14 protein-coding genes are annotated in these 24,109 nt (G+C 65.1%); 3 read left to right on the top strand and 11 right to left on the bottom strand.

What is annotated here, in order from left to right; translation table 11 throughout:
- Window positions 1-3 precede the first annotated feature (3 nt).
- The 7 genes from AAFM92_09750 to AAFM92_09720 form a co-directional block, all read right to left on the bottom strand.
- Window positions 4-1,062: an efflux RND transporter periplasmic adaptor subunit gene (locus tag AAFM92_09750; GenBank protein ID MEL7300653.1), complete on the bottom strand. Its 1,059-nt coding sequence runs from the start codon at window positions 1,060-1,062 to the stop codon at window positions 4-6.
- Window positions 1,063-1,320: 258 nt separating this feature from the next.
- A complete protein-coding gene (locus AAFM92_09745) occupies window positions 1,321-2,253 on the bottom strand; it encodes a metal ABC transporter permease (GenBank protein ID MEL7300652.1) in 933 nt (310 codons plus the stop codon).
- Window positions 2,253-3,467 (bottom strand): metal ABC transporter permease, encoded by a 1,215-nt coding sequence (locus tag AAFM92_09740; protein MEL7300651.1) that lies wholly within the window; start codon window positions 3,465-3,467, stop codon window positions 2,253-2,255. The genes AAFM92_09745 and AAFM92_09740 overlap by 1 nt, the downstream gene beginning before the upstream one ends.
- Window positions 3,467-4,303 (bottom strand): metal ABC transporter ATP-binding protein, encoded by an 837-nt coding sequence (locus tag AAFM92_09735; protein MEL7300650.1) that lies wholly within the window; start codon window positions 4,301-4,303, stop codon window positions 3,467-3,469. Before AAFM92_09735 ends, AAFM92_09740 begins: the two co-directional genes overlap by 1 nt.
- Entirely contained in the window at window positions 4,303-5,259 is a 957-nt protein-coding gene (locus tag AAFM92_09730; GenBank protein MEL7300649.1) for a zinc ABC transporter substrate-binding protein, read from the bottom strand. The genes AAFM92_09735 and AAFM92_09730 overlap by 1 nt, the downstream gene beginning before the upstream one ends.
- 233 nt (window positions 5,260-5,492) lie before the next feature.
- Window positions 5,493-8,738, bottom strand: coding sequence for an efflux RND transporter permease subunit (locus AAFM92_09725; protein ID MEL7300648.1), 3,246 nt, complete (start codon window positions 8,736-8,738; stop codon window positions 5,493-5,495).
- A gap of 67 nt (window positions 8,739-8,805) precedes the next feature.
- Window positions 8,806-10,014: an efflux RND transporter periplasmic adaptor subunit gene (locus AAFM92_09720; GenBank protein MEL7300647.1), complete on the bottom strand. Its 1,209-nt coding sequence runs from the start codon at window positions 10,012-10,014 to the stop codon at window positions 8,806-8,808.
- A gap of 355 nt (window positions 10,015-10,369) precedes the next feature.
- Here AAFM92_09720 and AAFM92_09715 point away from each other — a divergent pair, with 355 nt between their 5' ends.
- Complete coding sequence (locus tag AAFM92_09715; GenBank protein MEL7300646.1) at window positions 10,370-12,208, top strand: extracellular solute-binding protein; 1,839 nt, start codon at window positions 10,370-10,372, stop codon at window positions 12,206-12,208.
- Here the strand turns inward: AAFM92_09715 and AAFM92_09710 are convergent.
- Entirely contained in the window at window positions 12,205-13,104 is a 900-nt protein-coding gene (locus AAFM92_09710) for a LysR family transcriptional regulator (GenBank protein ID MEL7300645.1), read from the bottom strand. The two genes, AAFM92_09715 and AAFM92_09710, sit on opposite strands and share 4 nt — an antisense overlap.
- 95 nt (window positions 13,105-13,199) lie before the next feature.
- Here AAFM92_09710 and AAFM92_09705 point away from each other — a divergent pair, with 95 nt between their 5' ends.
- Together AAFM92_09705 and AAFM92_09700 are read left to right on the top strand one after the other, a co-directional pair.
- Window positions 13,200-14,132 (top strand): ring-cleaving dioxygenase, encoded by a 933-nt coding sequence (locus AAFM92_09705; GenBank protein MEL7300644.1) that lies wholly within the window; start codon window positions 13,200-13,202, stop codon window positions 14,130-14,132.
- The gene (locus tag AAFM92_09700) at window positions 14,129-14,725 is read left to right on the top strand and encodes an alpha/beta hydrolase (protein MEL7300643.1); all 597 of its coding nucleotides are present in this window, start codon (window positions 14,129-14,131) and stop codon (window positions 14,723-14,725) included. Before AAFM92_09705 ends, AAFM92_09700 begins: the two co-directional genes overlap by 4 nt.
- A gap of 207 nt (window positions 14,726-14,932) precedes the next feature.
- On the opposite strand, the gene AAFM92_09695 is transcribed toward AAFM92_09700, so the two are convergent.
- The 3 genes from AAFM92_09695 to AAFM92_09685 form a co-directional block, all read right to left on the bottom strand.
- Window positions 14,933-16,693 carry a sulfite reductase flavoprotein subunit alpha gene (locus AAFM92_09695; GenBank protein ID MEL7300642.1) on the bottom strand — a complete coding sequence of 587 codons (1,761 nt, stop codon included), beginning with the start codon at window positions 16,691-16,693 and terminating at the stop codon, window positions 14,933-14,935.
- 4 nt (window positions 16,694-16,697) lie between these two features.
- Window positions 16,698-22,184 (bottom strand): glutamate synthase-related protein, encoded by a 5,487-nt coding sequence (locus AAFM92_09690; GenBank protein MEL7300641.1) that lies wholly within the window; start codon window positions 22,182-22,184, stop codon window positions 16,698-16,700.
- Between the two features lie 291 nt (window positions 22,185-22,475).
- The gene (locus AAFM92_09685) at window positions 22,476-24,083 is read right to left on the bottom strand and encodes an alpha-amylase family glycosyl hydrolase (protein MEL7300640.1); all 1,608 of its coding nucleotides are present in this window, start codon (window positions 24,081-24,083) and stop codon (window positions 22,476-22,478) included.
- Window positions 24,084-24,109: the final 26 nt, after the last annotated feature.

Genomic DNA, 24,109 nt, shown 5'->3' with positions numbered 1-24,109 from the left:
GGACTATTGCCCGAAGCCTGCAAACCGCGTGACCGCGTCGCCGTCCGAAAGGAGCGCGGCGCCCGCGGCGACGATCTCTTCGCCGCCAGCAAGGCCCGCAGTGACCTCCACCGCGCCCGCGCGCGTGGCCCCGATCTCCACCTGCTGTCGCCGCACTGCGCCGCTTTCCGCTCCCGCGGGCTCAAAGACCAAGACCGACGCCGCTCCGCCAGGATCGAAGATGAGCGCGGCGGCGGGGATCACGAGGGATCTCTCTTCCCCCAGCATGCGCGCAAAGACGGTGGCCGAAGCCCCGGGGAGCAGGAAGAGATCTTCGGGCGGCGTCATCCCGAGGGTCAGCCGGAAGGATTGCCCGATCTGCGTCGTCTCGGCGATGACCTCCCGGAAGGCGAGCGGATAGCGCCGGTCGCTGGCCGCGAATGCCACTTCGAGCGCCACGTCGGGATTGCGCCCCGCCTGTTGAAAGAGCACCTCCGGCACCTCGATCTCCACCCGTAGGTCGGACATGTCATGGAGGCGCACCACCGGTGATCCCGCCGCGGTCGTCGTGAAATTCGGGACGTTGCGCCGCGCCACGATCCCGTCGAACGGCGCGCGTAGCGTTGCCAGGGAAAGCGCCCGTTCGGCATCGCGCACGGCGATGGCGTTGAGCTCTACGGCGGTTTCAGCATCGTCGATCGTCACCTGGCTGACGGTGGAGCCGCTCAGCTGGCTCAGGCGGTTGAAATCGTCCTGCGCCTGGTCGAGCTGCGCCCGCGCCCGGGCGAGGCTGAGCTCGAACGGCTCGAGGTCGAGTTCAGCCACGAGCGCACCCTCCGCGATGGGCTGCCCTTCATCGACGGGAAACCGGAGGATCTGCCCGCCCACCTGGAAGGCGAGGTCCACCGTCTGCCGGGCCTTCACCCGCCCGAAGAACACCCGCTCTGAGCCCTCCGAGACAGCCTGCACCTCGGCGAGCACGACCGGGCGCGCCTGCGCGCTGGCCGGTGTGGCATGCGCCCCGAGGAGCAGGATCAGGGCAAGGATGGCGCCAAGGCTGAGTTTTGGGGCAAGGATGCGCATTCTCTCTCCAGCAAGCGGTCAGTCTCATCGAGCCCGGTGCCCGATGCCCGGAGGCGCGGCAGAAGACTCGCGGCTGAGCTTCGCGAATAGTCGCTCATTCGCAAAGAAAATTGCGTCACGTCCCTCTGATGCCCTGCCGAGCGGCATGGTCAGGGGTCAAAAGTTGACCGAAATCGACGAAGTTCCTCGGAATGGATTTTTTTCGGCGCGGGCCGGTCCTAAGCGCGCGCCGGTGGCGTATACCTAGGCGGCGTGCACCTAGGCGGCGTCCGCCGCTTCGCGGCCCTCTCGGCTCCGATGGGGCCCGAGCAGGCAGGCGAGGCCAAGGATCGCGCCGGAGACAGTGGCGATCATGCCTGCCGCGCTCACGGCGTCTTCCGAGCCGAGCCAGAGCGGGCCGTAGCCCGCGAGGACATAGCCCAACACGGCCGAGAGCGTGGCAAAACCCACCGACCACCAGGCCTGGTGCGCGAGGCTGTTGGTCATGAGCCGCGCCGCGGCGGGTGGGCAGATAAACATGGCGATGACGATGATCGATCCCACCGCGTCAAAGGCAGCGACGGCGGCGATGGCGGCCATGATGACGAGGCCCACGCCGAGCGCCGCCGCGGGGATGCCGAGGCTCTCGGCAAAGCCCTCATCGAAGGTCGCGATCTTGAGCCAGCGCCAGAAGACGAGCGTAAGTGTCACGACAAGCGCGCAGACGAGCGCGATGCGCCCGAGCTCCTCGGGGAGCGCCGCGAGGGCTGTTGGATCCCAGAGGGAGGACCACCCCTCCGCACGAAACCAGATCAACGACTCGAGATTGCCCATGAGCGCGTGCTCCACGTCGAGATGCACGGCACTCGTATCCGTCTGCTCGAGGAGGAGGACGCCACCGGCGAACATCGTGGTGAAAACCACGCCCATGGCCGCGCCGGGCTCGATCTTGCCTAGGCGTCTGACACCTTCGATGAGAAGGACGGCGAGGAGGCTCGCGGCGGCCGCGCCGAGCAGCATGGGGATCGCCGTCACCACGCCGGTGATGACGAAGGCCACCACGATCCCGGGCAGGACGACATGGCTGATCGCGTCGCCGATGAGCGCCTGCCGCCGCAGGATCAGGAAGTTTCCGGGCAGCGCGCAGGCGATCGCCGACAGAATGCCGATGAGGATCGGCGTGAGCGAGAATTGTACAAAATCCGCGCCCATCACGTGGCTCCCTGTGCTTGCGGAGGGCCGAGGCGTCGGTCGAACTCCGCGATCTCGTCGGCGGTGAAGACGTCCTCGATGGGGGTAAGCCCGTCATAGCGGCCGGTCATACCGGTATCCTGGTGTATTTCACGCGCGATATCCCATCGGCGCTCGTCCCGGGCGACCTTGGCAGCCCGGGCGCGTCCAGCATCGGTCGGGACGCCGTCGCGCCGCACGAGGCCCGCGCGCGCGAGGAGGCGGAGGGTGTAGACCTCCCGGATGGGATGCTGCGCGGCCAGCGCGAGGAGGCCCTGCCGCAGATGCACGCGCGCCTGGAAGCGCCGGTGCCTGACGACGGCCGCCAGCACCCCGCGGCTCGGCGCGAAGAGGAGCGAGACGACGAAGAGCCCGGCGGCCACCAGAACGATGATCGGGCCTGTGGGCAGCGCGGGGGCGGAGGCCGAAAGCACCGCGCCGAGATAGCCCGAGACCGCGCCCACACCGCCCGCGATCCAGACGACCTCGCCGGAGCGCTCGGTCCAGAATCGGGCGGTCACCGCCGGGATGATGAGCATGGCGACGATCAGGATCAGCCCGACGAGCTTGAGCCCGATCACGGTCACCGCCAGCACGAGCCCCATCATGAGAAGGTCGATCCGCCGGACATCGTAGCTAAGCGAGGCGGCATAGCCACTGTCGAAGGCCACGAGCGTCAACGGGCGGCGGAGGAGCCAGGTGGCCAGCACCGCCAGCGAGCCGCCGACGGCGATGACAACGGCATCCTCGAAGAGCATCCCCGCGGTCGAGCCCAGAAGAAAGCCCTCGAGCCCCGCCTGCCGGCCCGCACTCATCGTTTGAATGACGGTGAGGAGCACCACGCCCACGCCGAAGAAGACGCCGAGTACCGCGCCGATGGCCGTGTCCTCGGAGAGCCGCGTGCGGCGCGTGATCCAGCCGATGGTCAGGAGCCCGATCCAGGCGGTCACAGCCGAACCGAGGAGGAGGCCGAGCGCACTGCGCCCGTCGCCGCCGAGGCTCACCATGATGATGAAGGCAAGCGCCACCCCGGGCAGGGTCGCGTGAGCGACGGCGTCCGAGATGAGGGCCCGCTTGCGCAGGAAGAGAAACGTGCCGGATGCCCCTGCCGCAAATCCAAGGAGCGCGGCGCCGATGGAAACGAGAGCCGCGTTGTAGCCCGCCTGCAGGAGGAGAGCGTCGAGAAACGGCCCCATCAGGCTCCGACCGTGAGCGCCAACTCGTCGAGATGCGTCGCGCCCAGGCGTCCGCCATAGGCCGCTTGCAGGCTCTCCATGGTGAAGGTGGAGGCGACGCTGCCCTCCGCGATGCGGCGCACGTTCATCAGGAGCACGTTGTCGAAGGTGGCGCGCACGGTGGAGAGGTCGTGGTGCACGGCCACGACGGCCTTGCCCTCGGCGCGGAGCGCTTTCAGGACATCCACGATCGCCCGCTCGGTGGCCGCGTCGACCCCCGCGAAGGGCTCGTCGAGGAGGTAGAGGTCGGCATCCTGCGCGAGCGCGCGCGCGAGAAAGACGCGCTGCTGCTGTCCGCCGGAGAGCTGCCCGATCTGGCGCGGCGCGAAATCACCCATGCCCACGCGCTCGAGGCAATCGAGCGCCTTTGTCCGGAGCGCGCCGGAAAGCCGCCCGAGCAGGCCTACCTTGCGGTAGAGCCCCATCTGGACCACGTCGATCACTGTGGTCGGGAAATCCCAGTCCACGCTGGCGCGCTGCGGGACATAGGCCACGCGCGAGAGCGCCTCGTCCATCGGCGCGCCGAAGACATGCACCTCGCCAGACACGCGCGGAAGGAGGCCGAGCGCGGCCTTCAGGAGCGTGGATTTGCCAGCGCCGTTAGGCCCGATGATCGCCGTAAGCGCCCCGGCCTCGAAGGTCGCGTCCATGGAGAAGACCGCGGGCTTCTCGCCGTAGGTCACGGTGAGACCGCGCACCGAGAGCGCGGCATTGGAGGCCGCGTCATCGCGGGCCACGCGTGCGCCGTTTTCGGCGGCGACGAAGGGCCCTGGGAAGGGGGACGTATCGAGCGACATCAGTTCAGCAACCCTTGCATGCCATTTTGCGGGGCCTGCCCACCGAGGGCGGCCGCGATCGTGGTGGCGTTGGAATCGATCATGCCGACATACGTCCCCTGGTAGGTGCCTGGCGCGCCCATCGCGTCGGAGAAGAGCTCTCCGCCGATGACGACCTCGTGCCCGCGGGCAGCGGCACCCTCGATCAGCGCGCGGATGTTGCGGTCGGAGACTGAGGTCTCGACGAAGACGGCGCGGATGTCGCGCTCCACGAGCAGGTCGACGAGCGCGCCGATCCGCTGGAGCCCCGCCTCGGACTCGGTGGAGATGCCCTGAATGCCCAGCACCTCGAAACCATAGGCATTGCCGAAATAGTTGAACGCGTCATGGGCCGAGAGCACGACCCGGCTCTCCGGCGGCACCGATGACAGGACCTCGGTCGTATAGCGCGAGAGTTCTGCGAGCTCGGCCAGGTAGGCATCGGCATTGGCCGTGAAGGTCTCCGCGCCCTCGGGGTGCACGTCGATCAGCGCGTCCCGCACATTGAGCACCACGCGCGCCCAGAGGTTGGGGTTCATCCAGAGATGCGGGTCGAAGCGGCCTTCGTAATCTTCGGAGGCGAGCAGCAGGTTTTCCGGAACCGTCTCCGCCACGGCGACAACAGCATTCGTTTCGCCGAGCTCGCGCAGGAAGTCTTCCATCTGCGCCTCGAGGAAGAGCCCGTTCCAGAGCACAAGGTCAGCCTGCGCCATGGCGGTGATGTCGGTCCGGGTCTGGCGGTAGGCATGGGGGTCCACGCCGGGGCCCATCATCGCATCCACCGTCACGAGCGCGCCGCCCACTTCCATGGCCGCGTCCGCGATCATCCCGGTCGTCGCCACGACGTCGAGACGTTCCTCAGCCGAGGCCGGGCCCGACAGGGACGTCAGGGCAAAGGCTGCGGCAACCGCGAAGAAGGACCGTTTGGTGAGCGACATCAAGTTTCTCCCTTGGTTGATCGGGTGCTGACCGTCACGGGAGCAAGTTAGTGCGAAGCATTCGCAACTTCAATGCACTTGCGAAGCATTCGCAAAAACTTGCAGTTGAAGCAGTCGTTTTCTTGGCCACCCGCGGGAGAATGCCCGTTTTTCGGGCAGAACGAGCGGTCGCAAGTGGGCAACTGCGTCCAACGGACTGCTCTGCTCGGGGCCCGCGGAGACGGGCCCCGTCGCTACTCGGCGGGCGTGACCTCGGAGACGGGCTTTCCCTTCTCTGCTGCCGCATAGGCGCGCGCTTCGGTGCTGGGCATCGGCGGCGGGCTGAAGATCGCGCCGAAGACGGCCTTCACGGCGCCGGAGACGTAATGCACCAGCATGAAGACTGCCGGGATCGCGAAGATGATCACGCCTGTCCCGATCAGGACCCCGTAACCAATGGAGACCGCCAGCGGCACGAGGAACTGCGCCTGCAGCGAGGTCTCCATGATGAGCGGATAGACCCCGAGGAATGTGGTGATCGAGGTGAGCACGATGGGCCGGAAGCGGTCCTTGGTGCCTTCGACCACCGCCTCCTGCACGGAATAGCCGTTGTCGAGATACTCGTTGTAGACATCGATCATCACGAGCGAGTTGTTGATGACGACGCCCGCGAGCCCGATGATCCCGAAGAGGCTCAAGAGCCCCAGGGGAATGCCAACGATCACGTGCCCCGTCACGGCCCCGATGAGGCCGAGCGGAATGGCCACCATCACGACGATGGGCTGCACGAAGCTCCGGAAGATGAGCGCGAGGAGCGCGAAGATCACGAAGAGCGCGATGGCGAGCGCCTGGCTCAGCGCCGCCTGCGCATCGCCCTGCGTCTCCTGCTCGCCGCCGAAGGAGGCGTTGAGACCCGGATAGGCCTCGAGAAGAGGTGGCAGAAGCTCTTCGCGCAGGATGCGGTTGGCCTCGCCGTTGGTGATGACGCTTTCATCGACGTCCGCCGTCACCGTCGTGATCCGCCGCCCGTTCTGGCGCTGGATTTCCGATGGCGCGAGCGCCTCGGACAGCTCGGCCACCGCAGAGAGCGGGATGAGGTCGCCCGCGGGCGTTGCGATGCGCGTGTCGAGGAGATCGGCGAGGCTGTCGCGGTCCTCGGACGGGAAGCGCACCATGACATCCACGCTGTCCTGCCCGCGCTGCACGGTGGTGGCCTCGATCCCGAAGAAGCCGTTGCGCGTCTGGGTGGCGAGGTCTTGCAGCGTGAGCCCGTAGAGCCGCGCTTCGGGGCGCAATGCCAGCGTGTATTCGAGTTTGCCGGTGGAGTTGTCATCGAGGATCTGGAAGACCCCTGGCACGCCGCCCAGCCCATCGCGCAGCTCGGTGACGACAGGCGTGATATCCTGGCCCTCGGGCAGCGAGAGCTCGACGGCGATGGCATCGCCCGCATCCACCAAGGAGGAGGAGATGGTGAGCGTGTTCACGCCCGCGATCTGCCCCACCTCCTCGCGCCAGAGCGTTTCGAAATCGGAGGTCTGCCAGTCGCGTGCGGAGGCCTCGGTCACCTCCACCACGACCTGCGCCACGGTGGGCGAGACGGGCGGAGCGCCACCTTCGGGGCCGCCGCCGCCGGCGCCGATGCCCACGACGACGTATTGCCCGATGAGCACGGCGGGCGCATCCGCGGGCAGCCGCTCCTGCAGCCGTTCGCCCGCGCGGATCGACGCCTCGCGCATGGTCTCGGCCACGGCCTCGGTGCGCTCGAAGGTGGTGCCGTCCGTCATTTCCACGGAGGCCGTCACGAATTCCCCCTGGATCTCCGGGAAGAACGAGAAGCGGACATAGCCGTGCGCCAGAAGGCCCACGGTAATCACCATGAGCGCGATGACGGAGGCGATGGGCACGAGGAAGCGGCGCACGCAAAAGCGCAGCATCGCATCGAGCGGGTAGCGCACGAACCACTTCAGCCCGCGATCGATCACGCCGCGCACGGCGCCGAGGAGGCGGAAGACGATGTTGGGGCGGTAGCTCGGCCCGATCTCGAGGTTCGAGAGGTTCCGCGGCAGGATGAGCAGCGCCTGGAGCAGCGAAAGCGACAGGACGATCATCACGACGGTGGGGATATCGCCCAGGAAGCTGCCGAGGGGCGCGGGCATCTGCAGGAGCGGCCAGAACGCCACGATGGTGGTGAGGGTGGAAAAGACGACGGGCACGGCGATCCGCTGGGTGCCTTTTACGGCGGCCTCGAGCGGCGCAAGCCCGCGCTCACCGTTCTTGTAGATGTTCTCGGAGACGACGATGGCGTTGTCGACCACGATCCCGATGGCGAGAATGAAGCCGAAGAGGGAGATCATGTTGATCGACATCCCCAGCGCCCCCATCACGATGAAGGTCGCCGCGAAGCTCACCCCGATCCCCACGGCCGACCAGAAGGCAAGCCGGATATCGAGGAAGAGCGCGAGACAGAGCACGACGAGGGAGAGGCCGATGACAGCGTTCTTCGTCAGAAGGTCGATCCGGGACTGAAGCTGCGTGGCTTCGTTCTGCCAAACGGTGGCGCTGATCCCCTCTTCCAGCGAGGGCCGGTAGGAGGTGCGCAGGTGGTCCTGCGCGAGATCCACGATGTTGAGGATCTGCTCGTCACCCACGCGGTAGACGTTGACCGACACGGACGGGTCGCCGTTGAAGCTGGAGGACAAATCGCTGTCCTCGAAGCCATCATTGACCCGCGCGATATCGCGCAGCAACACTTGCGCGCCGCTCTCGTTCGACCGGATCACGATGTTCTCGAAATCCGAGCGCGTGTAGTTTCGCCCGATCGTTCGGATCGGGATCGCCACGCTCTCGGTGTCGATGGAGCCGCCGGGCAGCTCCAGAGAGTTCACCCCCACGATCTGCGCCACTTCCGCGAGCGTGAGCCCATAGGCGCGCAGTGTGTCACGGTCCACCTCGATGGAGATCTCGTAGGCGCGGACGTTGGAAACCTCGGCGAAGGAGATCCCGTTGATCGCGATGAGCTCGTCCTTGAGACGCCGCGCCTCTTCTTTCAGGACGCTTTCGGACGCATCGCCGTGGATTGCGATCTCGAGAACGCGGGTGGAATTGTCCCCGCGCACGACGACGGGGTCCTCTGCGTCATCGGGAAAGACGGTAATGCCCTCAACCTCGGTCTTCACCTCTTCGAGCTTTGTCTCGATGTCCTCGCCATCGAGAAAGGTGACGGTGACGCCACCGCGGCCTTCGCTGATGGAGGCGGTGACGTCGTCGATCCCGTCCACGCCGCTCAGCTCGTCCTCGATGGGGCGGACGATGCTGTCTTGGATCTCCGTGGGCGACGCACCGGGATAGCTGACCGAGATCGACACGCTGTCGAGCGCGAATTCGGGGAAGGTCTTCTGCGGCAGCGTGCTGGCGGTAAAGCCGCCGAGCCCGACAAGAAGCACCACGGCCAGCCAGGCCGCGACGGGGTGTTCCGTCATCCATTTGATGGCAGCGTACATGGCTGATCTCCTTGATCAGGGTCTCCGGGAGGGATGCGCAGGGCAAGGAACCCGGCGCGCGGGCGTGCTAGTCCATGACCTGGCTGGTGCGGACATCCTTCTGGGTGTCCTGCAGGGCCTCGCCGGGCTGAGGCGCGCTGAGCGTCGTCAGGATCAGGCGATCCTCTGGCTCTAGATCGGTGATGCGCACGTAGGACGTCTCGCCATCCACGTGAACGAGCGCGGCAGGATGCATGGCCAGCCGGCTGTCGCGGTAGAGCCAAACGCTTTGGCCGTCATTGCGCAGCGCCGTGGAGGGGATGGCGTAGGTCTCGGTGGGTTCGATGCCGTCGACCACGACCTTCGCGAACGCGTTGATGAGCGCGGGCGGCGGTCCGGCGGCAAAGGTCTCCTCTGCCTCCATGCGCTCGAGCAGCGCGACGGTGACGGTGAGCGTCCGCGTAAACTGATCGAGCGAGGGATCCACGCGGACGACTTCGGCGGACCATTCCTTTTCCACGCCGGCGAAGGTGATGCTCACCGTGGCGGGCGCGCGGCGCTCATCGAAGAGCCCGGGAATGAGCGCGGCATCGGTCTCGCGGATGGGGATGGCAACTTCCATCCGGTCATCGGTGTAAATCTGCGCGATGACGGCCCCGCCGCCGACAACGTTGCCGATCTCGGCGTTCTTGGTGAGCACTTTGCCGTCGAAGGGCGCGCGCACGACCTTGTTCTCGAGCGCCACCTCCGCGGTCTGCAGGCTGGCGCGCTGGCCCTCGAGGTTGGCCTCGACCTCGTTGCGTTGGCCGAGGAGATCATCGACCGTCGATTGCGGGACAGCGTCGCGCTCCCGGAGGTTCTGCGCGCGCGTGAGTTGCGTCGTCAGCAGCTCGAGCCGCGCCTCGGTGGCCGCGATGGAGGCCCGCGCCTGCGCGATTTGCGCGCGCTCGTTGCTGGCGTCGATCTCCACGAGCACGTCGCCTTCAGAGAAGCCGTTGAGCTCGGTGATGGAGGGATGGAGCGTCACGATCCGGCCACCGCTCGGCGCTGAGACGTCCACGGTGCGGAAGGGCTCCACGAAGCCTTCGCCGCGGATCGGCAAGGGGCTCTCGGTCGGGACGAACTCGGCGGTGTCCACGAGCGTCACAGGGCGCTCTGCCGGCGCTGCCTCCACCTCTTCCCGGTTCTCGCCGAGATATTGGAAGCCGACGAAACCGCCGACGACGATGGCGCCCGCGATGGCGATCCAGAAGAATTCGCGCAGGGCCGTCGCAATGAACTTGAGTGTCTTTCGCATTCTCGTTCCTCCATGACCTCACGCAAGGAACAGGCGTGATCACTGGCTAATAAGTTGTGTTGTTTACGGGGCTTTCCCAGTGTCAGATTATTTTTCTTCGGCTGAGGCGCGCACAGATTTCGTGCATTCTTGCTGGACTCGGACGCGCCTGGTGCGTCGTACGCTCGGGGCAGGTGGGGATGGCAAGCGAGCCTGAAGCGCCGCGTGCGGACGCTAATCCAATGTAAAACGGTCATAATTTCCGCAGCGCAGCATGGCGGATGGGAAACGGGAATGTGCGCGCCGCGAATGGTGATCCCCCATTCCTTGACACCGGCGTGCACTGATCGATCCTTTGATCAAACAGGAGGTTGTCATGAAACTCACTCCCGCGCTCTTGGCCGTGGGCCTCGCGCTGCCTGCGGCGGCGGAGGTCACCATCAGCCATGGCTACTCCGCCTTCGACGACCTGAAATATCCCGCCGACTTCGCCCATTTCGACTACGCCAATCCGAATGCGCCTCAAGGCGGCACCATGAGCCAGCGGCAGCTTTTCGGCACCCCCACCTTCGACAGCCTCAATACCTTCATCATCAAGGGTGACAGCGCGCCCGAGGTGGGCATCCACATGTATGACAGTCTGATGGTGCGCGCCTATGACGAGCCAGATGCCGTCTATGGCCTCATCGCCGAGACGATCGAATACGACGAGCCGCTGACCTACGTGGCCTTCAACCTGCGCCCCTCCGCACGGTTCCACGATGGGGAGCCGGTGGAGGCCTCCGATGTGGTGTTCACCGTCAACGCGCTGAAGACCGAGGGACACCCCTACTATCGCAATCTCTTGGCCGACGTCACGAACGTGGTGGCCGAAAGCAGTGTCCGGGTGCGTTTCGATCTGGCGGAGGGGGCTGGCTCGTCCCTGCCTGCGGATCTCGGCGTCCAGTTCCCGGTCCTGCCGGAGCATTTCTATGACGAAGACACGCCCTTTGATGAGACATGGCTCGAGGCGCCCCTGGGCTCCGGGCCTTATTTGCTCGACCGTGTGGACGCGGGGCGCACGATCCGGTTTTGCAAGGACCCGGATTACTGGGGCGAAGATCTTCCCGTGAATGCGGGCAAGAACAATTTCGATTGCTTCTCCTACGAATACTTCGCCGACGACATCGTGGGGCTCGAGGCATTCTCGGCCGGGGAATATCTGATGCGGAGCGAGTTCCGCTCGGCCTCCTGGGCCACGGCCTATGACTTCCCCGCGGTCGAGCGCGGGGACGTCAAGCAAATGGAGATCGCGGATGCGCGCCCCACCAATGCCCAAGGCATGTGGTTCAATCTCCGACGCCCGCAGCTGCAGGATATTCGCGTGCGGGAAGCGATCGAGCTGGCGTTCAACTTTGAATGGACGAACGAGTCTGTCTTCTACAATTCCTACAGCCAATCGGATTCGTTCTTCGAAAACACCGACATGGCCGCCGAGGGGGTGCCGGAGGGTGCGGAGCTCGCGCTTCTCGAAGAGTTCCGGGATCAGCTCCCTGCCTCCGTTTTCGAGGCCGAGGCCCATGTGCCCTGGCCCGGCGCGCCGCAGCTGAGGGACAGGACGGCGATCCGCCGCGCCTCCGCGCTGCTCGACGAGGCCGGCTGGACGGTGGGCGATGACGGCATGCGCCGCAACGCGGCCGGCGAGGCGCTGACGTTCGAGATCGTGGAAGACAGCCGCTCCTTCGAGCGCATCATTCTGCCCTTCGTGGAAAACCTCCAGCACCTCGGGATCGACGCGCGCCTGGAGCTTCAGGATCCGGCGACGGTGTCCGAGCGGCGCCAGCAGTTCGATTTCGACGCGATGTTCGCCGCCTGGCAGGTCTCGGTGAACCCGGGCGCGAACTTGCGGGCTTTCTACGGGTCTGACGCGGCGGGTGCGGAGGGATCAAACAACCTCTCAGGGATCGCCGATCCCGTCGTGGATGGGCTGATTTCCCGCGCCGCCGCGGCCCAGACTCGCGAGGAGCTCAACATCGCCATCCGTGCGCTCGACCGGGTGCTGCGAGACCGGCATATCTGGGTGCCGGCCTGGCATCTGGGAAAGCATTGGGTGGCCGTCTGGGACATTTTCGGCATGCCTGACACGCCCGCGCCCTACGATTTCAACCGCAACGTGGAGTTCTGGTGGCTCGATCAGGCGCGCTTCGACGCGCTGCGCGCTGCCGGCACGCTCTAGGCACCGAGCCCGCGCGCGCCCTCGATATAGGACTCGAAATAGTCGCTGAACGTCGCCACCAGCGGTGGCAGGGTCTCGTAAGGCGGATAGAAGAGCGTGAGCCAGAGCTGCGGCAGCGTCCAGTCCGGGAGGAGCACTTCGAGCTCCCCCGCAGCAAGGCCCCGCGCCAAGAGGAACTCCGGCAATACGCAGACGCCTTGCCCCGCCGTCGCAAGCCCGGCGAGGAGATCGCCGTTATTCGTGGTCACCCAGGTGCCCGCGCGATGCTGGCGCACGGTCGTGCCCCTCGAGAATTCCCAGGTCTCGGACCCGCCATCGGCGCTGTAGGACATGGTGTGCTCCGCGGACAGATCCCCCGGCTCCTCGGGTCGCGCCATCCGCTGAAGGAGGGCGGGCGCTGCCACGGCATGGCGCGGCACGTCGCAAAGCTTGCGCCAGATCGTCGATTTGTCGGTGGGCGGGCGCGAGATCCGGATCGCGAGATCGCAATCGGCGTCGATGACGTCGATCAGCGCATCGGTCAGCTGAATTTCGAGCTGGATCCGCGGATAGGCGAGGCGAAACCCCGCCACCACCTCCGGCAGGATGCGCAGCCCGAGCGAAAGCGGCGCGTTCACGCGCAGCCTCCCGGCATCGCGCCGCTGCGTGAGCTCACGCCCGATGGCATCGAATTCCTCGATCACCGGGCGGTAGCGCGCGGCGATGATGGCGCCTTCGGCCGTGAGCGAGACCTGCCGCGTCGTCCGCAGGAGGAGCTGCTTGCCAAGGTCCTTTTCCAGCGCGGCCACGATGCGTGTCACGCTTGCCGGGGTCATGCCGAGGCTCCGCGCGGCGCCCGAAAAGCTCTGCTGACGGGCCACTTCGAGGAAGGTGCGGATCGGCTTCAACTGCTCCATTATGTCGACGTATCGAAATAGTTAATGAAACACCATTACTATTCACTGAAATAGAGCGCTGTCCTAACTTCAGCCTCAGCAAAAGGAGACACGCCATGATCACCGACATCAAAGGCCTGCATCACGTCACCTCGATGGCTGCGGATGCAAACGAGAACAACGCCTTCTTCACCGACACTCTCGGCCTGCGCCGGGTAAAAAAGACGGTCAATTTCGACGCGCCAGACGTCTATCACCTCTACTATGGCGACGAGGTCGGCACGCCCGGCTCCGTCATGACCTACTTCCCCTTTGGCCGCATGCCCCGGGGCAAGCGCGGCGTGGGCGAAGTGGGCGTCACCGAGTTCGCGGTACCCGAGGGTGCGCTCGGCTACTGGAAAGAGCGCCTCGGCACCTTCGGCGTGACCGGCCTGAAGGAAGAGACGGTCTTCGGCGAGAAGCGCCTCGGCTTCGACGGCCCGGACGGCGACGCCTTCGCCCTCGTGGAGAGCGAAGAGCAGGGCCGTGAGGCCTGGACCGGCGCGGGCGTGGGTTCGGGCGAGGGCATCCTCGGCTTCCGGGGCGCGCGCTTCTCGCTGCAGGACGCCGACGCCACGGGCGAGCTCCTCTCCTACATGGGCTACCAGAAGGCGGAGACCGAGGGCGCAGTGACGCGTTACGTGATCGAAGGCGGCAACGCCGCGGATACGATCGACCTCGAGCAGTTGCCCGGCGCGCCGGTGGCCCGTCAGGGCGCAGGATCCGTCCATCACATCGCCTTCGCTGTCGAGGATCGCGCGGCCCAGCTTCGCGTTCGCGACGCGCTCATGCAGACGGGCTACCAGGTCACGCCGGTGATCGACCGGGATTACTTCTGGGCGATTTACTTCCGGACCCCGGGCGGCGTGCTCTTCGAGGTGGCCACGAACGAGCCCGGCTTCGACCGCGACGAAGACACGGCGCATCTGGGCGAGGCGCTCAAGCTGCCGACGCAGCACGAGCACCTGCGCGCCCAGATCGAGGCCCATCTGCCGAAGATCGCGGCATGACCTACGAAGCGCTCAGAACGGAAGGAGAGCGTGGTGCGCCCACGCTCTTCGTCTTCCACGGCACGGGCGGGGACGAGACGCAGTTCTTCGACCTCGCCCAGGAGCTCGCGCCCGGCGCCCGCGTCGTCTCTCCCCGGGGGGATGTGAGCGAGCACGGCGCGGCGCGCTTCTTCAAGCGCACGGGGGAGGGGGTCTACGACATGGACGACCTCGCCCGCGCGGTAGAGAAGATGGCCGCTTTCGTCGAAGCGGAGGTCGGCCATGGCCCGGTCTACGGCTTCGGCTACTCGAACGGGGCCAACATCCTTGCCGCCACGATCCTAGAGCATCCGGGCCTCTTTGACCGGGCGGGGCTCTTGCATCCGCTCATCCCGTGGAGCCCTGCGCCCGTCGATCTCACCGGGCGCAAGATCCTGATCACCGCAGGCCGGCAGGACCCGATCACGCCCTGGGCCGAGAGCCAGAAGCTCCTCAGCTACTTTGACGAGATGGGTGCTGATGTGGGGCAGGTCGTCCATGACGGCGGACACGAGCTGCGCCGCGAGGAGATCATCGCGCTCCACGGGCTCCTGTCCGCTAAGGTGGCGGCCTGAGGACGGCTCCGACGGACTTGTGGGTGCCCGAAGAACGAAAGAGGCGGGCGCGATGACCGACCATCGCGCCCGCCTATTTTTCTCGATCCCGGACACCGCGGGCAACACGAGAGGCTACCAGCTCGCTTCCAGGCATTCACAGGTGTGCCTGAAGCGTATATTGCCCCTCCGGCGACCGGCTCACGCGCCGCGCGGAGTGGGCAGATGTCAGTAGACGTCGCGGACGTAGCGCTTCTCTCGCTTGAGCGCGTTGACATAGTCGACCACCTGTTCGTCGCCCATCGCGCCGTGCTCCGCCACGATCCGATGGAGCGCGGCATCCACGTCCTTCGCCATCCGCGTGGCATCCCCGCAGACATAGAAATGCCCGCCCTCCTCGAGCATCGCGAAGAGGTCCTTGCCATTCTCCTCCATGCGGTGCTGGACGTAGATCTTTTCCTTTTGATCCCGGGAGAAAGCGAGATCGAGGCGGGTCAAAAGACCATCGGCGGACATCTTCGAAAGCTCGTCTTCGTAGATGAAATCCGTCTCGCGATGCTGGTCCCCGAAGAAGAGCCAGTTGGTGCCCTGCGCACCACGTTCGCGGCGGGCCTGCAGGAAGGCGCGGAACGGCGCGATGCCGGTACCGGGGCCCACCATAACCATCGGGACACTGTCATCGGTGGGGATGCGGAAGCTCTTGTTCGGGCTCATGAAAATGCCCACCTCGCTGCCCTCGGGCGCCATGTCGGCCATGAAGGTCGAGGCCACTCCCTTGTGCACACGACCCTCCGCCAGCCAGCGCACGGCGGCCACGGTGGTATGCACCTCTCCCGGGTTCGCAACGGGGCACGACGAGATCGAATAGGCACGGTGCTGAAGCGGCTTCAGCCAGCTCACGACCTCGTCGGCGGAGAGCTTCAGCCCCGGGTTGAGGTTCATGAGATCAAGCGCGTCCTTGCCCCAGAGAAACGCCTCAAGCGCCTCCTTGTCCCCGTTCGACTGAACATGGGTGAGTTCTTCGTGGCCTGCGCGTTTCTCGATCTCGCGGATGAACTCCCGGCCCGGCGTCATGATCTCGAAGCGCTTCGCGAGAAGCTCGCCCAGCGGCGCGTCATGTCCCGCGACAGCATCGTCAGCCCTGGCCCCAAGGCGCGTGAGCCACGCATCCACGAGATCGGGCGCGTTGATCGGCATCACGCCCAGCGCGTCACCGGCCTCGTAGGTCAGCCCACTATCGCCAAGCGCGAAGCTCATGTGCCTGATTTCCTTGCCGGAATTCTTGCCGGAAAGGAGCGTGTTGCCCACGACCTTCGCGGCGTAGGGGTTCTTTCGGTTGTAGCCGTCCTTCTTGGCGACCACGACGGGCTCATCACTCACATTGGCGACTGTTGCGTCGGCCGTGGGCACGGTATCCATGAGCCATGCGGTCGCCGCGTCCTCGAAATCCACGTCGCAGTCGATCCGCGGCCCAAGGCGCTTGGCACCCAGCTGCTCGAGACGGGTATCGATGACCTTCCCCGCCTGGCAGAACTCGTCATAGGAGGTGTCGCCCAGCGCCAGCACGGCGTAGTTGAGGCTCTCCATGCGCGGGGCCGTGGACGCGCTGAGCGCCTCCCAGAACATGTGCGCATTGTCGGGCATTTCGCCCTCGCCATAGGTCGAGACGACGATGATCACGTTCTCCATCTGGGAAAGCGCATCCATCTCGATCGCGTCCATCTCGTTCACCCGCGGCTGGAACCCGCGGGTCTTGGCGAGCGCGGCCGCCTCTTCCGCAAGGCTCTCGGCATTGCCCGTCTGCGTGCCGAAGAGAATGTCGAGCGGTTTGGCCTTCACCTGCTGCTCGCCCGGGGCCACGGCCTGTTCGCCGCCACCCATGAGCGCGCGGGAATGGAGACCGGCGAGGAAGCCGCCGAGCCATGCCCGCTGATCGCCGGAGAAGGGCGCGTCCGTGGGGATGTAGGGGACTTGGTTGTTCTGTTGCATCTGTTTACTTCGCTGCGCTGCGTGCCAGGAGGTCTGGCAGGGCGGTCTGAGAGAAGAGTTCGTCAAAGCTCGGGATCTCGCCCAGCGCGGCGCGGTTCTTGGCCGACTGGTGCATGATCCAGGAATAAGTGCCGGGGCTGTCCATGCTCAGGATGTTGCGCATGGAAAGCGCCGTCTTGAAGTCGCTGAGCCGCTTGTGCGCCACGAGCGCCGCCAGTTCCTGATCCGAGTAGTCCGCCACGGCTTGGCGGGCATGTTTGGCGAGCGCGGACATGAGGGAGAAATCCTCGGTCAGGATGAGGTTCCTGACGGCTTTGTCCTTGGCAAGCTGGTGCGCATTCGCGCCGAGGCGCTTCTCTGCCACGACCTGCGCCATCTCGAGCACGGTGTAGGCATTGAGCAGGCGGAACATCTCGCCCGTGTCCATCTCGCCATAAGCGGGCATGGCACCATGGAGCACCGGGCGCCCGTTCTTGTAGGCGCGCTTTAACTCCATGATCTGGTGCATGGAAAGCGCCGTGGCGAGCTCGTCCACGAGGTCCTTGCGGCTGCGGGCGGCGAGGATCGCGTCCTGATCCTGGTACTGAAGCAGCGCCTTGGGCATGACCCACGCCATGTGATGCTGCGTGGTTGACCAGTCCGCGAGGAGCTGTTCAGCCTTCTTCGAGCCCGTGGCCTCCAGGTGCCAGGTCAGCATCTGGAAGACTGCGTCCTTGTGGATCTCGCCCTCCGCGCTGCCGTCGGTCAGCGTGCCCATGAAGACGGAGTCGTGGCTGATCGCGCCCTTGAGCTCACCCAGCGGATCGTACTGGTAGGCGAAACCACCGGACATGCCGTTTCCGTAGCCCTTGGAGAAGCCGCCGAGGTTCAGGATCGCGCCGTTCGTCATGTACTCTGCGCAGAAGTCGCCCACGCCTTCGACGACGGCCGTCGCGCCGGAGTTGCGCACGGCGAAGCGATCGCCGGCCTGGCCTTCGATGAAGGTCCGGCCTCCGGTGGCGCCGAAGAGGGCGAAGTTCCCGATGAGGACGTTCTCGCGTCCGGCGCTTCCGCCGGGCGATTTTACGATGATCTCGCCCCCGCTCGCCCCTTTGCCCACGCCGTCATTGCAGGTGCCGGTGTGGTCCATGACCATGCCGTCATTGCAGAACGCGCCGAAGGACTGGCCCGCGGAGCCGTTGGTGACAACGCGCACGGAACGCGGATCAAGGTAGCGACGTCCGCGTCCATCCTGATGCGCGGCCGTCGGCAGGCGCAGGATCTCGTGGTTGAGCATCCGTTCGATATCGATGCCGAGCTGGCCACCTACCGTCTTGTTGCGGTTGTTGAGCGGTGCGTTCGGGCGCAGCTCGATCTGCGTCTCGCCGCCGTCGATGATGCGGGATTTGACCTGCTCTAGGAGGGCATCATCCACAGCGAAATCACGCTCGAGATAGACCGGGTTTTCCACCTTGATCTCGGGCACATGGGTCAGCATCTGCCGTAGGTTCAGCTTGCCCACGGCGGCATCGTGATCGAGCAGGTGCAGGAGGTCGGCACGGCCGCGGGCCTCGTCGAGCGACTTGAACCCGAGCGTTGCGAGGATCTCGCGCACTTCGTGGGCAATATTGAGAAGGTACTGCGCAAGCGCACGGGGGTCGCCGTCGAAGACCTCGGGGTTCGTCGTCAGGCCCGCCGGGCACTTTACGTTGCAGTTCTTGGCCATGACGCATTTGAGCATCATGAGCGCGGTCGTCCCGAACTCGAAGCTGTCGCCGCCAAGGAGCGAGGCCTTCACCACGTCCGAGCCCGTCTGCATGGCACCCGAGCAGCGCAGCATGACCTTTTGCCGGATGCCATTGGCGCAGAGCGCCTGATGCACCTCGGCGATGCCGATCTCGGCCGCGCGGCCGGTATATTTGAGCGAAGTCACGGATGCCGCGCCCGTGCCGCCGGTGTTTCCGGCGACGTTGATGACGTCCGCGCCAGCCTTGGCCACGCCAACGGCAATCGTGCCAATCCCCTCGGAGCTCACGAGCTTGACGATCACGCGCACGCGCGCGGCCTTCGCATCATGGATGAGCTGGCCGAGGTCCTCGATGGAATAGGTGTCGTGGTGGGGCGGGGGAGAGATCAGCTCCACCCCCGGCGTGCCGCCGCGCGCGGCAGCGATCTCGACCGTGACCTTGGGCGCGGGCAGCTGGCCACCCTCGCCGGGCTTTGCGCCCTGGCCGATCTTGATCTCGATTTCTTCGAGGTTCGGGTCTGCGAGGTATCCCGCCCAGACCCCGAAGCGACCGGAGGCGAATTGCTTGATCCGCGACGCACGGATCGTGCCGTAGCGCGACAGATGCTCGCCACCTTCGCCCGAGTTCGACATGCCGCCGGCCATGTTGGTGCCGTGGGCGACCGCCTCGTGCGCGGAGGCTACGAGTGCGCCGTGGGACATGGCCCCAGACGCCAGTCGCGCCGTGATTTCATGCGCCGGTTGCACATCCTCGATTTCGATGCGGTCATTGGCCCGGCGGATGCGGGACAGATAATCGAGCGCCCAGCCCTTCACGGCGATCTTCAGGCAGCCGCGCGTGATGTGGTGGCCTTCGACATCCTCGCCGAAGCGCTGCACGAGGCTTTCGCCCAGGGCATCTAGGCGTCCGATATCGGTGGCTTTCGGGCCGGTCAGGCGCAGCAGGTACTCGCCTGCGCCGAGCTCTTCCACCTCGAGGCCGCGGATAACGAAGTCGTTGTTCCCGGCGCGGTTGAAGAGCATCATCTCTTTCTTGATGTCTTCGACCTTGTCCATGAACGTGATGTCAGCCGGGAAACCCAGCACATCGCGCAGGGCGGCAGGACGGCGACCGCGCTCCTCTGCCATGATCTCGCTGAACCGGCGGTATCCCGGCGTGATCTCGAAATTATCGATCTGGTCTGTCGTCAGCTTCTCGAAGGAGGTGTTGACGTAGCCCTTGTCGTCGATGCCGAAGGCGTCGTCCATCTGCCGGAGTGTCAGCAGACGCAGGGGATCGGTCTCCCCATCGAGGGCGTCGTTGGCGACGGGCCGGTCGAATGAAATAGGTTCTTCCGTCAGGTCCACGAAGCCGCGAACGGCGGTGGTGCCGTAGGAATGGCCTGCCCCTTCCGCGCGCTCCTTGAAGAGCCCGAGGATCGGAATGTCAGCATCCGACGTGACCGTGAGCGCACGGGCATGCCAATCCGCCACGGATTGTGCAACCCGGTCAAAGCGCACGCCGCCCACGGGCGTCCGCATATTCGGGAAGTACCGCGCGAAGATGGGATCGTTCGTGTCGAGGAAATTCGGCTCGAAGAACTCCCCGCCCGAATAGGACTCGACCGTGCAAAGACCCACCTTGCCCATTGTCTTCATGAGGGCCTTTTCGCAGGCCTTCTGGAACTTGGCGTAGTGATCATAGGCCTTGTCGTGGCCGAAGAGCTCCTCGGCGCGCAGGCGCACGGCGAGCGGGTAGACTGCGGACGCGCCGAAACCGAGGGCGCAGGCGGCGTGATGCGATGAGGAGAGCTGGCCCGACTCGACGACGAGGGACACCTTGAAGCGGAGACCCTCCTCGATGAGCCGCTGGTTGATCGCCGAGATAGCGAGCGACATCGGAAGCGGCGCGAGCGTCGTGGAGACATGGCGATCGGTCAGGATGGCGATGCCACCCTTTTCGCGGGCGAAGCTCACCACGTCGTTGGCGACCTGATCGACGGCCTCAGTCAGCGCGCGCTCATTGGCGGCGGCATCGTTGAAAGCCGGACCGTAGAGGATATCGAACCTGTCCCAGGGCGTGTGCTCTTGCTTCTTGATCTTCAGCATGTCCGACATACGCAGGATCGGCGTGTTGACCACGATCTGCCGCGAGCGGGATTTGCCCATGTGCGGCTTCTCCCCGAGAGCCACGCGGAGCGTCATGCCGTCTGCCTCGCGGATCGAATCGAGCGGCGGGTTCGTCACCTGCGCGAAACGCTGCGAGAAGTACTTGGCCACCCCGCCTTCCTGATCAGAGAGCGCGTTGATCGCGTTGCCGTAGCCCATCGCCGAGACCTTCTCGACACCGTTCTGCAGCATCGGGTCCATCAGGAATTTGAAGCTTTCCTGGTTGTGCGTGTAGGCCACGTATCGCGCGGGCGTGGCGAGATCGCCGAGATAGCGCGTGGCCGCGAGGCCCGGATCGTCATCGGCGCTGGGCAGATCGTCGATATTGATGGCTGCCGCTTCCAGAAGCGCGGGATAATCCTCCGCCTCCGCGAGCATCTCGAGCGCGGCTTCCGTCTCGTAGATGCGGCCTTCTTCGTGGTTGAAATAGATCATGCCGCCAGCAGCCACGCGACCGCGGCGGATCACGCTTTCTGGCGGGAAGGAGATCTGGCCCGCCTCGGACATGACGGCGAGATAGTCTTCCGTTTCCACCGTGCGCAGCGGGCGCAGGCCCAGTCTATCCAGACGGGCTCCGATGATGTTGCCGTCGCCGAAGATCAGCGCTGCCGGGCCGTCATTTTTCTCCTCGAAGAGAGAGAAGTATTCGAGCATGGCCTTCACGTCGGGATCGATGTCCTTATCGTTTTCCCAGGCGGGCGGCATCATAGCCACGACGGCGGTGACGAGGTCCACGCCCTCTTCGTAGACGCGGCTGTTGAGCGTCTGGTCGAGGCGGCAGCTGTCGGATTGGCCTTTCGGGCGGACGATCGCCTTGTTGCGGGCGAGCGCAACGGCCGCTTCGGACAGGCGGTTTTTCTTGTCTGTGTTCAGTTCGCCATTGTGCGCCATCAGGCGGAACGGCTGCGCCATGGTGGGGTGCGGGTCCGTGTTGGTGGAGAACCGCGTGTGGAAATACATCGTGTGCACTTCATGGTCCTCGTCCCAGAGGTCCTTGAAGTACGGCATAATTTCCCAGCTGTTCAGCCGCCCTTTGAAGACCTGCATCCGCGCGCTGAGCGACAACGGATAGAGACCGTCGAGTTCGGGCTGCGTGTAGGCCACGGCCTCGATCTCGAGAAGCGTCGTGTGGATCCGGCTATCAAGCGCCGCGCCACGCAGGCCCTCGGGCGCCTCGAAGATCCACTGGCGGATCGGGAGCTGCCATTTGGCCGCGCGTTCGCTGATGGCGTCGCTGTTGGTTTCGACCTCGCGGCTCACCAGAATGGTAAAACCCCATTCCTTGAGCGTGCTCTCGATGAGCGTCACGGCATGCTCATGTTGGGAGGCATCGGCCGGCATGAAGAAGTTGCCCACCCCGAACGTGCCTTTCTCGAGTGTCTTGCCCACGAGCTTCGAGAAGAATTTCAGCGACAGATCTACGGAGATGCCCGCGCCGTCTCCCACGCCCTCCGAGGACATCCCGCCGCGATGGGGCACCGAGCACAGGGCTTCATGGCCCTTCTCGAGGAGGTCGTGCGTCTGCTCGCTGGATTTTCGCGTGAGAAAGCCCACCCCGCAGGAGCTTTTCTCCAGGGTCGGATCGTAGAGGCCGTAGGGCGCAGTCAGATCAGTCACGGGCGATGTCCTTTGGCAGCGTTGAAGCCTGTCAAAGCCATGCGGGCGTTAGCAGTGGCGGTTACGAAGTGGTCCTGAGCGCGAGAGATTCCCCGCGCTCATGCAGCTGTGGAGTGCGAGATACTCGTTTCGGCCCCCCTCTGGCAAGGGTTTCGCCTCAAAAAAGGTAAGTATTAGTGACATTATTTTGCGCATCTAGGCGGCACACGCTGCGCATTTCGATTAAGTCACTGATAAGAAGCGTAATTTGAGCGGATAGTCACCGATGGAGTAGACTTCACGCTTCACTTTTCATTTGGCGAGTTCGGGTGTTTTTTCGAGCAATGCGAACCCGTTGGCCGGCAGGTGCAGTGTCGTCCCATCCACCTGCGCAGCATGGGGTCCGACAAGCGTGATCGGCTCCGCGAAGGCGAGAGACCGCTCCTCGGGAGACAGGTTGAACACGCAAGTCAGTTCGTCGCCGCGCCGAAAGGACAGTAACGGCTCGGGAAGGTCATGGAAGGCCGTCCGACCGGTTTTGAGCGCCAGTGACTGTGCGCGGAACGCGAGCATCTCGCGGTAGAAGGCGAGCGTGCTGTCGTTGGATGTCTGCTGAAGGCTGACCGCCCGGTCTGCCTGCGGTGCTTTCACCGGCAGCCAGGGCTTTGCGCTGGAAAACCCAGCATGCGGCGCGTCGCTCTCCCATGCCATCGGTGTGCGGCAGCCATCTCGGCCCTTCACGTCGGGCCAAAAGCGCAGGCCCGGCGGGTCCGTGATTTCTTCATAGGCCAGCTCGGTCTCGAGCTGACCGAGCTCCTCTCCTTGGTATAGGCCGATGTTGCCCTCCAGCGAGGCCAAGAGGGCGATGCACTGTCGGGCGAGGGCGTCCGGGTCCTTTGCATGCTCTACCCAGCGGCTCACATGCCGGACGCAGTCATGGTTTGAAAACGACCAGCACGGCCAGCCATCCGGGGCGCTTTCGAAGAAGCGTTCCACATTGCGGCGGAAATGCGTGGCAGAGAATTTCGGGCCAAGCAGCTCAAAGGAGTAGGCCATGTGTAGGCGTTTCTCTCCGGCCGTGTAGGCCGCCATGAGATCAAGCGCCTTGTCGCCGTCTTCGCTCACTTCGCCGACGATCATGCGGCCGGGATAGCGATCCGTGAGCGCGCGGAGCTTCTCGAGGAAGCCCAGCGTCTCCGGTCTGTTCTTGTCGAATACGTGGTCTTGGTGGCCGTAGGTTTCGCGCGCGTGGGCGCGCTGCTCGGCGGGGGCAGGGGGATTGTCGGTGAGGTCCCGGTCATGAAAGTAGAAGTTCGCAACATCGAGGCGGAAGCCATCTACGCCGCGGTCCAACCAGAAGCCTACTTCGGCGAGCAGCGCGTCTTGGACGTCCGGGTTCCAGAGGTTGAGGTCGGGCTGCTCGGTCAGGAAGTTGTGCAGGTAGTATTGATGCCTGCGTGGCTCCCATTCCCATGCGGGGCCGCCAAAGACCGACAGCCAGTTGTTGGGCGGGGTGCCATCCTCGCTGGGGTCAGCCCAGACATACCAGTCGGCGCGCGGGTTGGACCGCGACACGCGGCTCTCCTCGAACCAGGCATGCTTGTCGGAAGAATGGGAAAGCACCTGGTCGATGATGACCTTGAGGCCAAGGTCATGCGCGCGCGCAAGGAGCGCGTCAAAGTCATCGTTGGTGCCGAAGAGAGGGTCGACGCCGCGATAATCGGCGACGTCATAGCCCATGTCCTTCATCGGCGATGGGAAAAACGGAGAGAGCCAAATGGCATCCACGCCGAGCGAAGCCACGTGGTCGAGCCGACGCGTTATGCCCGCGAGATCGCCGACGCCATCGCCGTTGTCGTCTTGAAAAGAGCGCGGATAGATCTGGTAAATGCTGGCACCGCGCCACCAATCCTCGGCCATGGATCAAACTCCCCATCGTTAGAGCG

Source organism: Pseudomonadota bacterium (assembly GCA_038533575.1).
Taxonomy (GTDB): domain Bacteria; phylum Pseudomonadota; class Alphaproteobacteria; order Rhodobacterales; family Rhodobacteraceae; genus Shimia_B.
Note: the sequence above shows the minus strand (reverse complement) of the source record. Positions and strands in the feature narration are given on the sequence as shown.

What these genes read in the sequence shown, in the direction of transcription:
- AAFM92_09750 (MEL7300653.1), bottom strand. Translation starts at nt 1,062, where the DNA reads ATGCGCATCCTTGCCCCAAAACTCAGCCTTGGCGCCATCCTTGCCCTG.
- AAFM92_09745 (MEL7300652.1), bottom strand. Translation starts at nt 2,253, where the DNA reads ATGGGCGCGGATTTTGTACAATTCTCGCTCACGCCGATCCTCATCGGC.
- AAFM92_09740 (MEL7300651.1), bottom strand. Translation starts at nt 3,467, where the DNA reads ATGGGGCCGTTTCTCGACGCTCTCCTCCTGCAGGCGGGCTACAACGCG.
- AAFM92_09735 (MEL7300650.1), bottom strand. Translation starts at nt 4,303, where the DNA reads ATGTCGCTCGATACGTCCCCCTTCCCAGGGCCCTTCGTCGCCGCCGAA.
- AAFM92_09730 (MEL7300649.1), bottom strand. Translation starts at nt 5,259, where the DNA reads ATGTCGCTCACCAAACGGTCCTTCTTCGCGGTTGCCGCAGCCTTTGCC.
- AAFM92_09725 (MEL7300648.1), bottom strand. Translation starts at nt 8,738, where the DNA reads ATGTACGCTGCCATCAAATGGATGACGGAACACCCCGTCGCGGCCTGG.
- AAFM92_09720 (MEL7300647.1), bottom strand. Translation starts at nt 10,014, where the DNA reads ATGCGAAAGACACTCAAGTTCATTGCGACGGCCCTGCGCGAATTCTTC.
- AAFM92_09715 (MEL7300646.1), top strand. Translation starts at nt 10,370, where the DNA reads ATGAAACTCACTCCCGCGCTCTTGGCCGTGGGCCTCGCGCTGCCTGCG.
- AAFM92_09710 (MEL7300645.1), bottom strand. Translation starts at nt 13,104, where the DNA reads ATGGAGCAGTTGAAGCCGATCCGCACCTTCCTCGAAGTGGCCCGTCAG.
- AAFM92_09705 (MEL7300644.1), top strand. Translation starts at nt 13,200, where the DNA reads ATGATCACCGACATCAAAGGCCTGCATCACGTCACCTCGATGGCTGCG.
- AAFM92_09700 (MEL7300643.1), top strand. Translation starts at nt 14,129, where the DNA reads ATGACCTACGAAGCGCTCAGAACGGAAGGAGAGCGTGGTGCGCCCACG.
- AAFM92_09695 (MEL7300642.1), bottom strand. Translation starts at nt 16,693, where the DNA reads ATGCAACAGAACAACCAAGTCCCCTACATCCCCACGGACGCGCCCTTC.
- AAFM92_09685 (MEL7300640.1), bottom strand. Translation starts at nt 24,083, where the DNA reads ATGGCCGAGGATTGGTGGCGCGGTGCCAGCATTTACCAGATCTATCCG.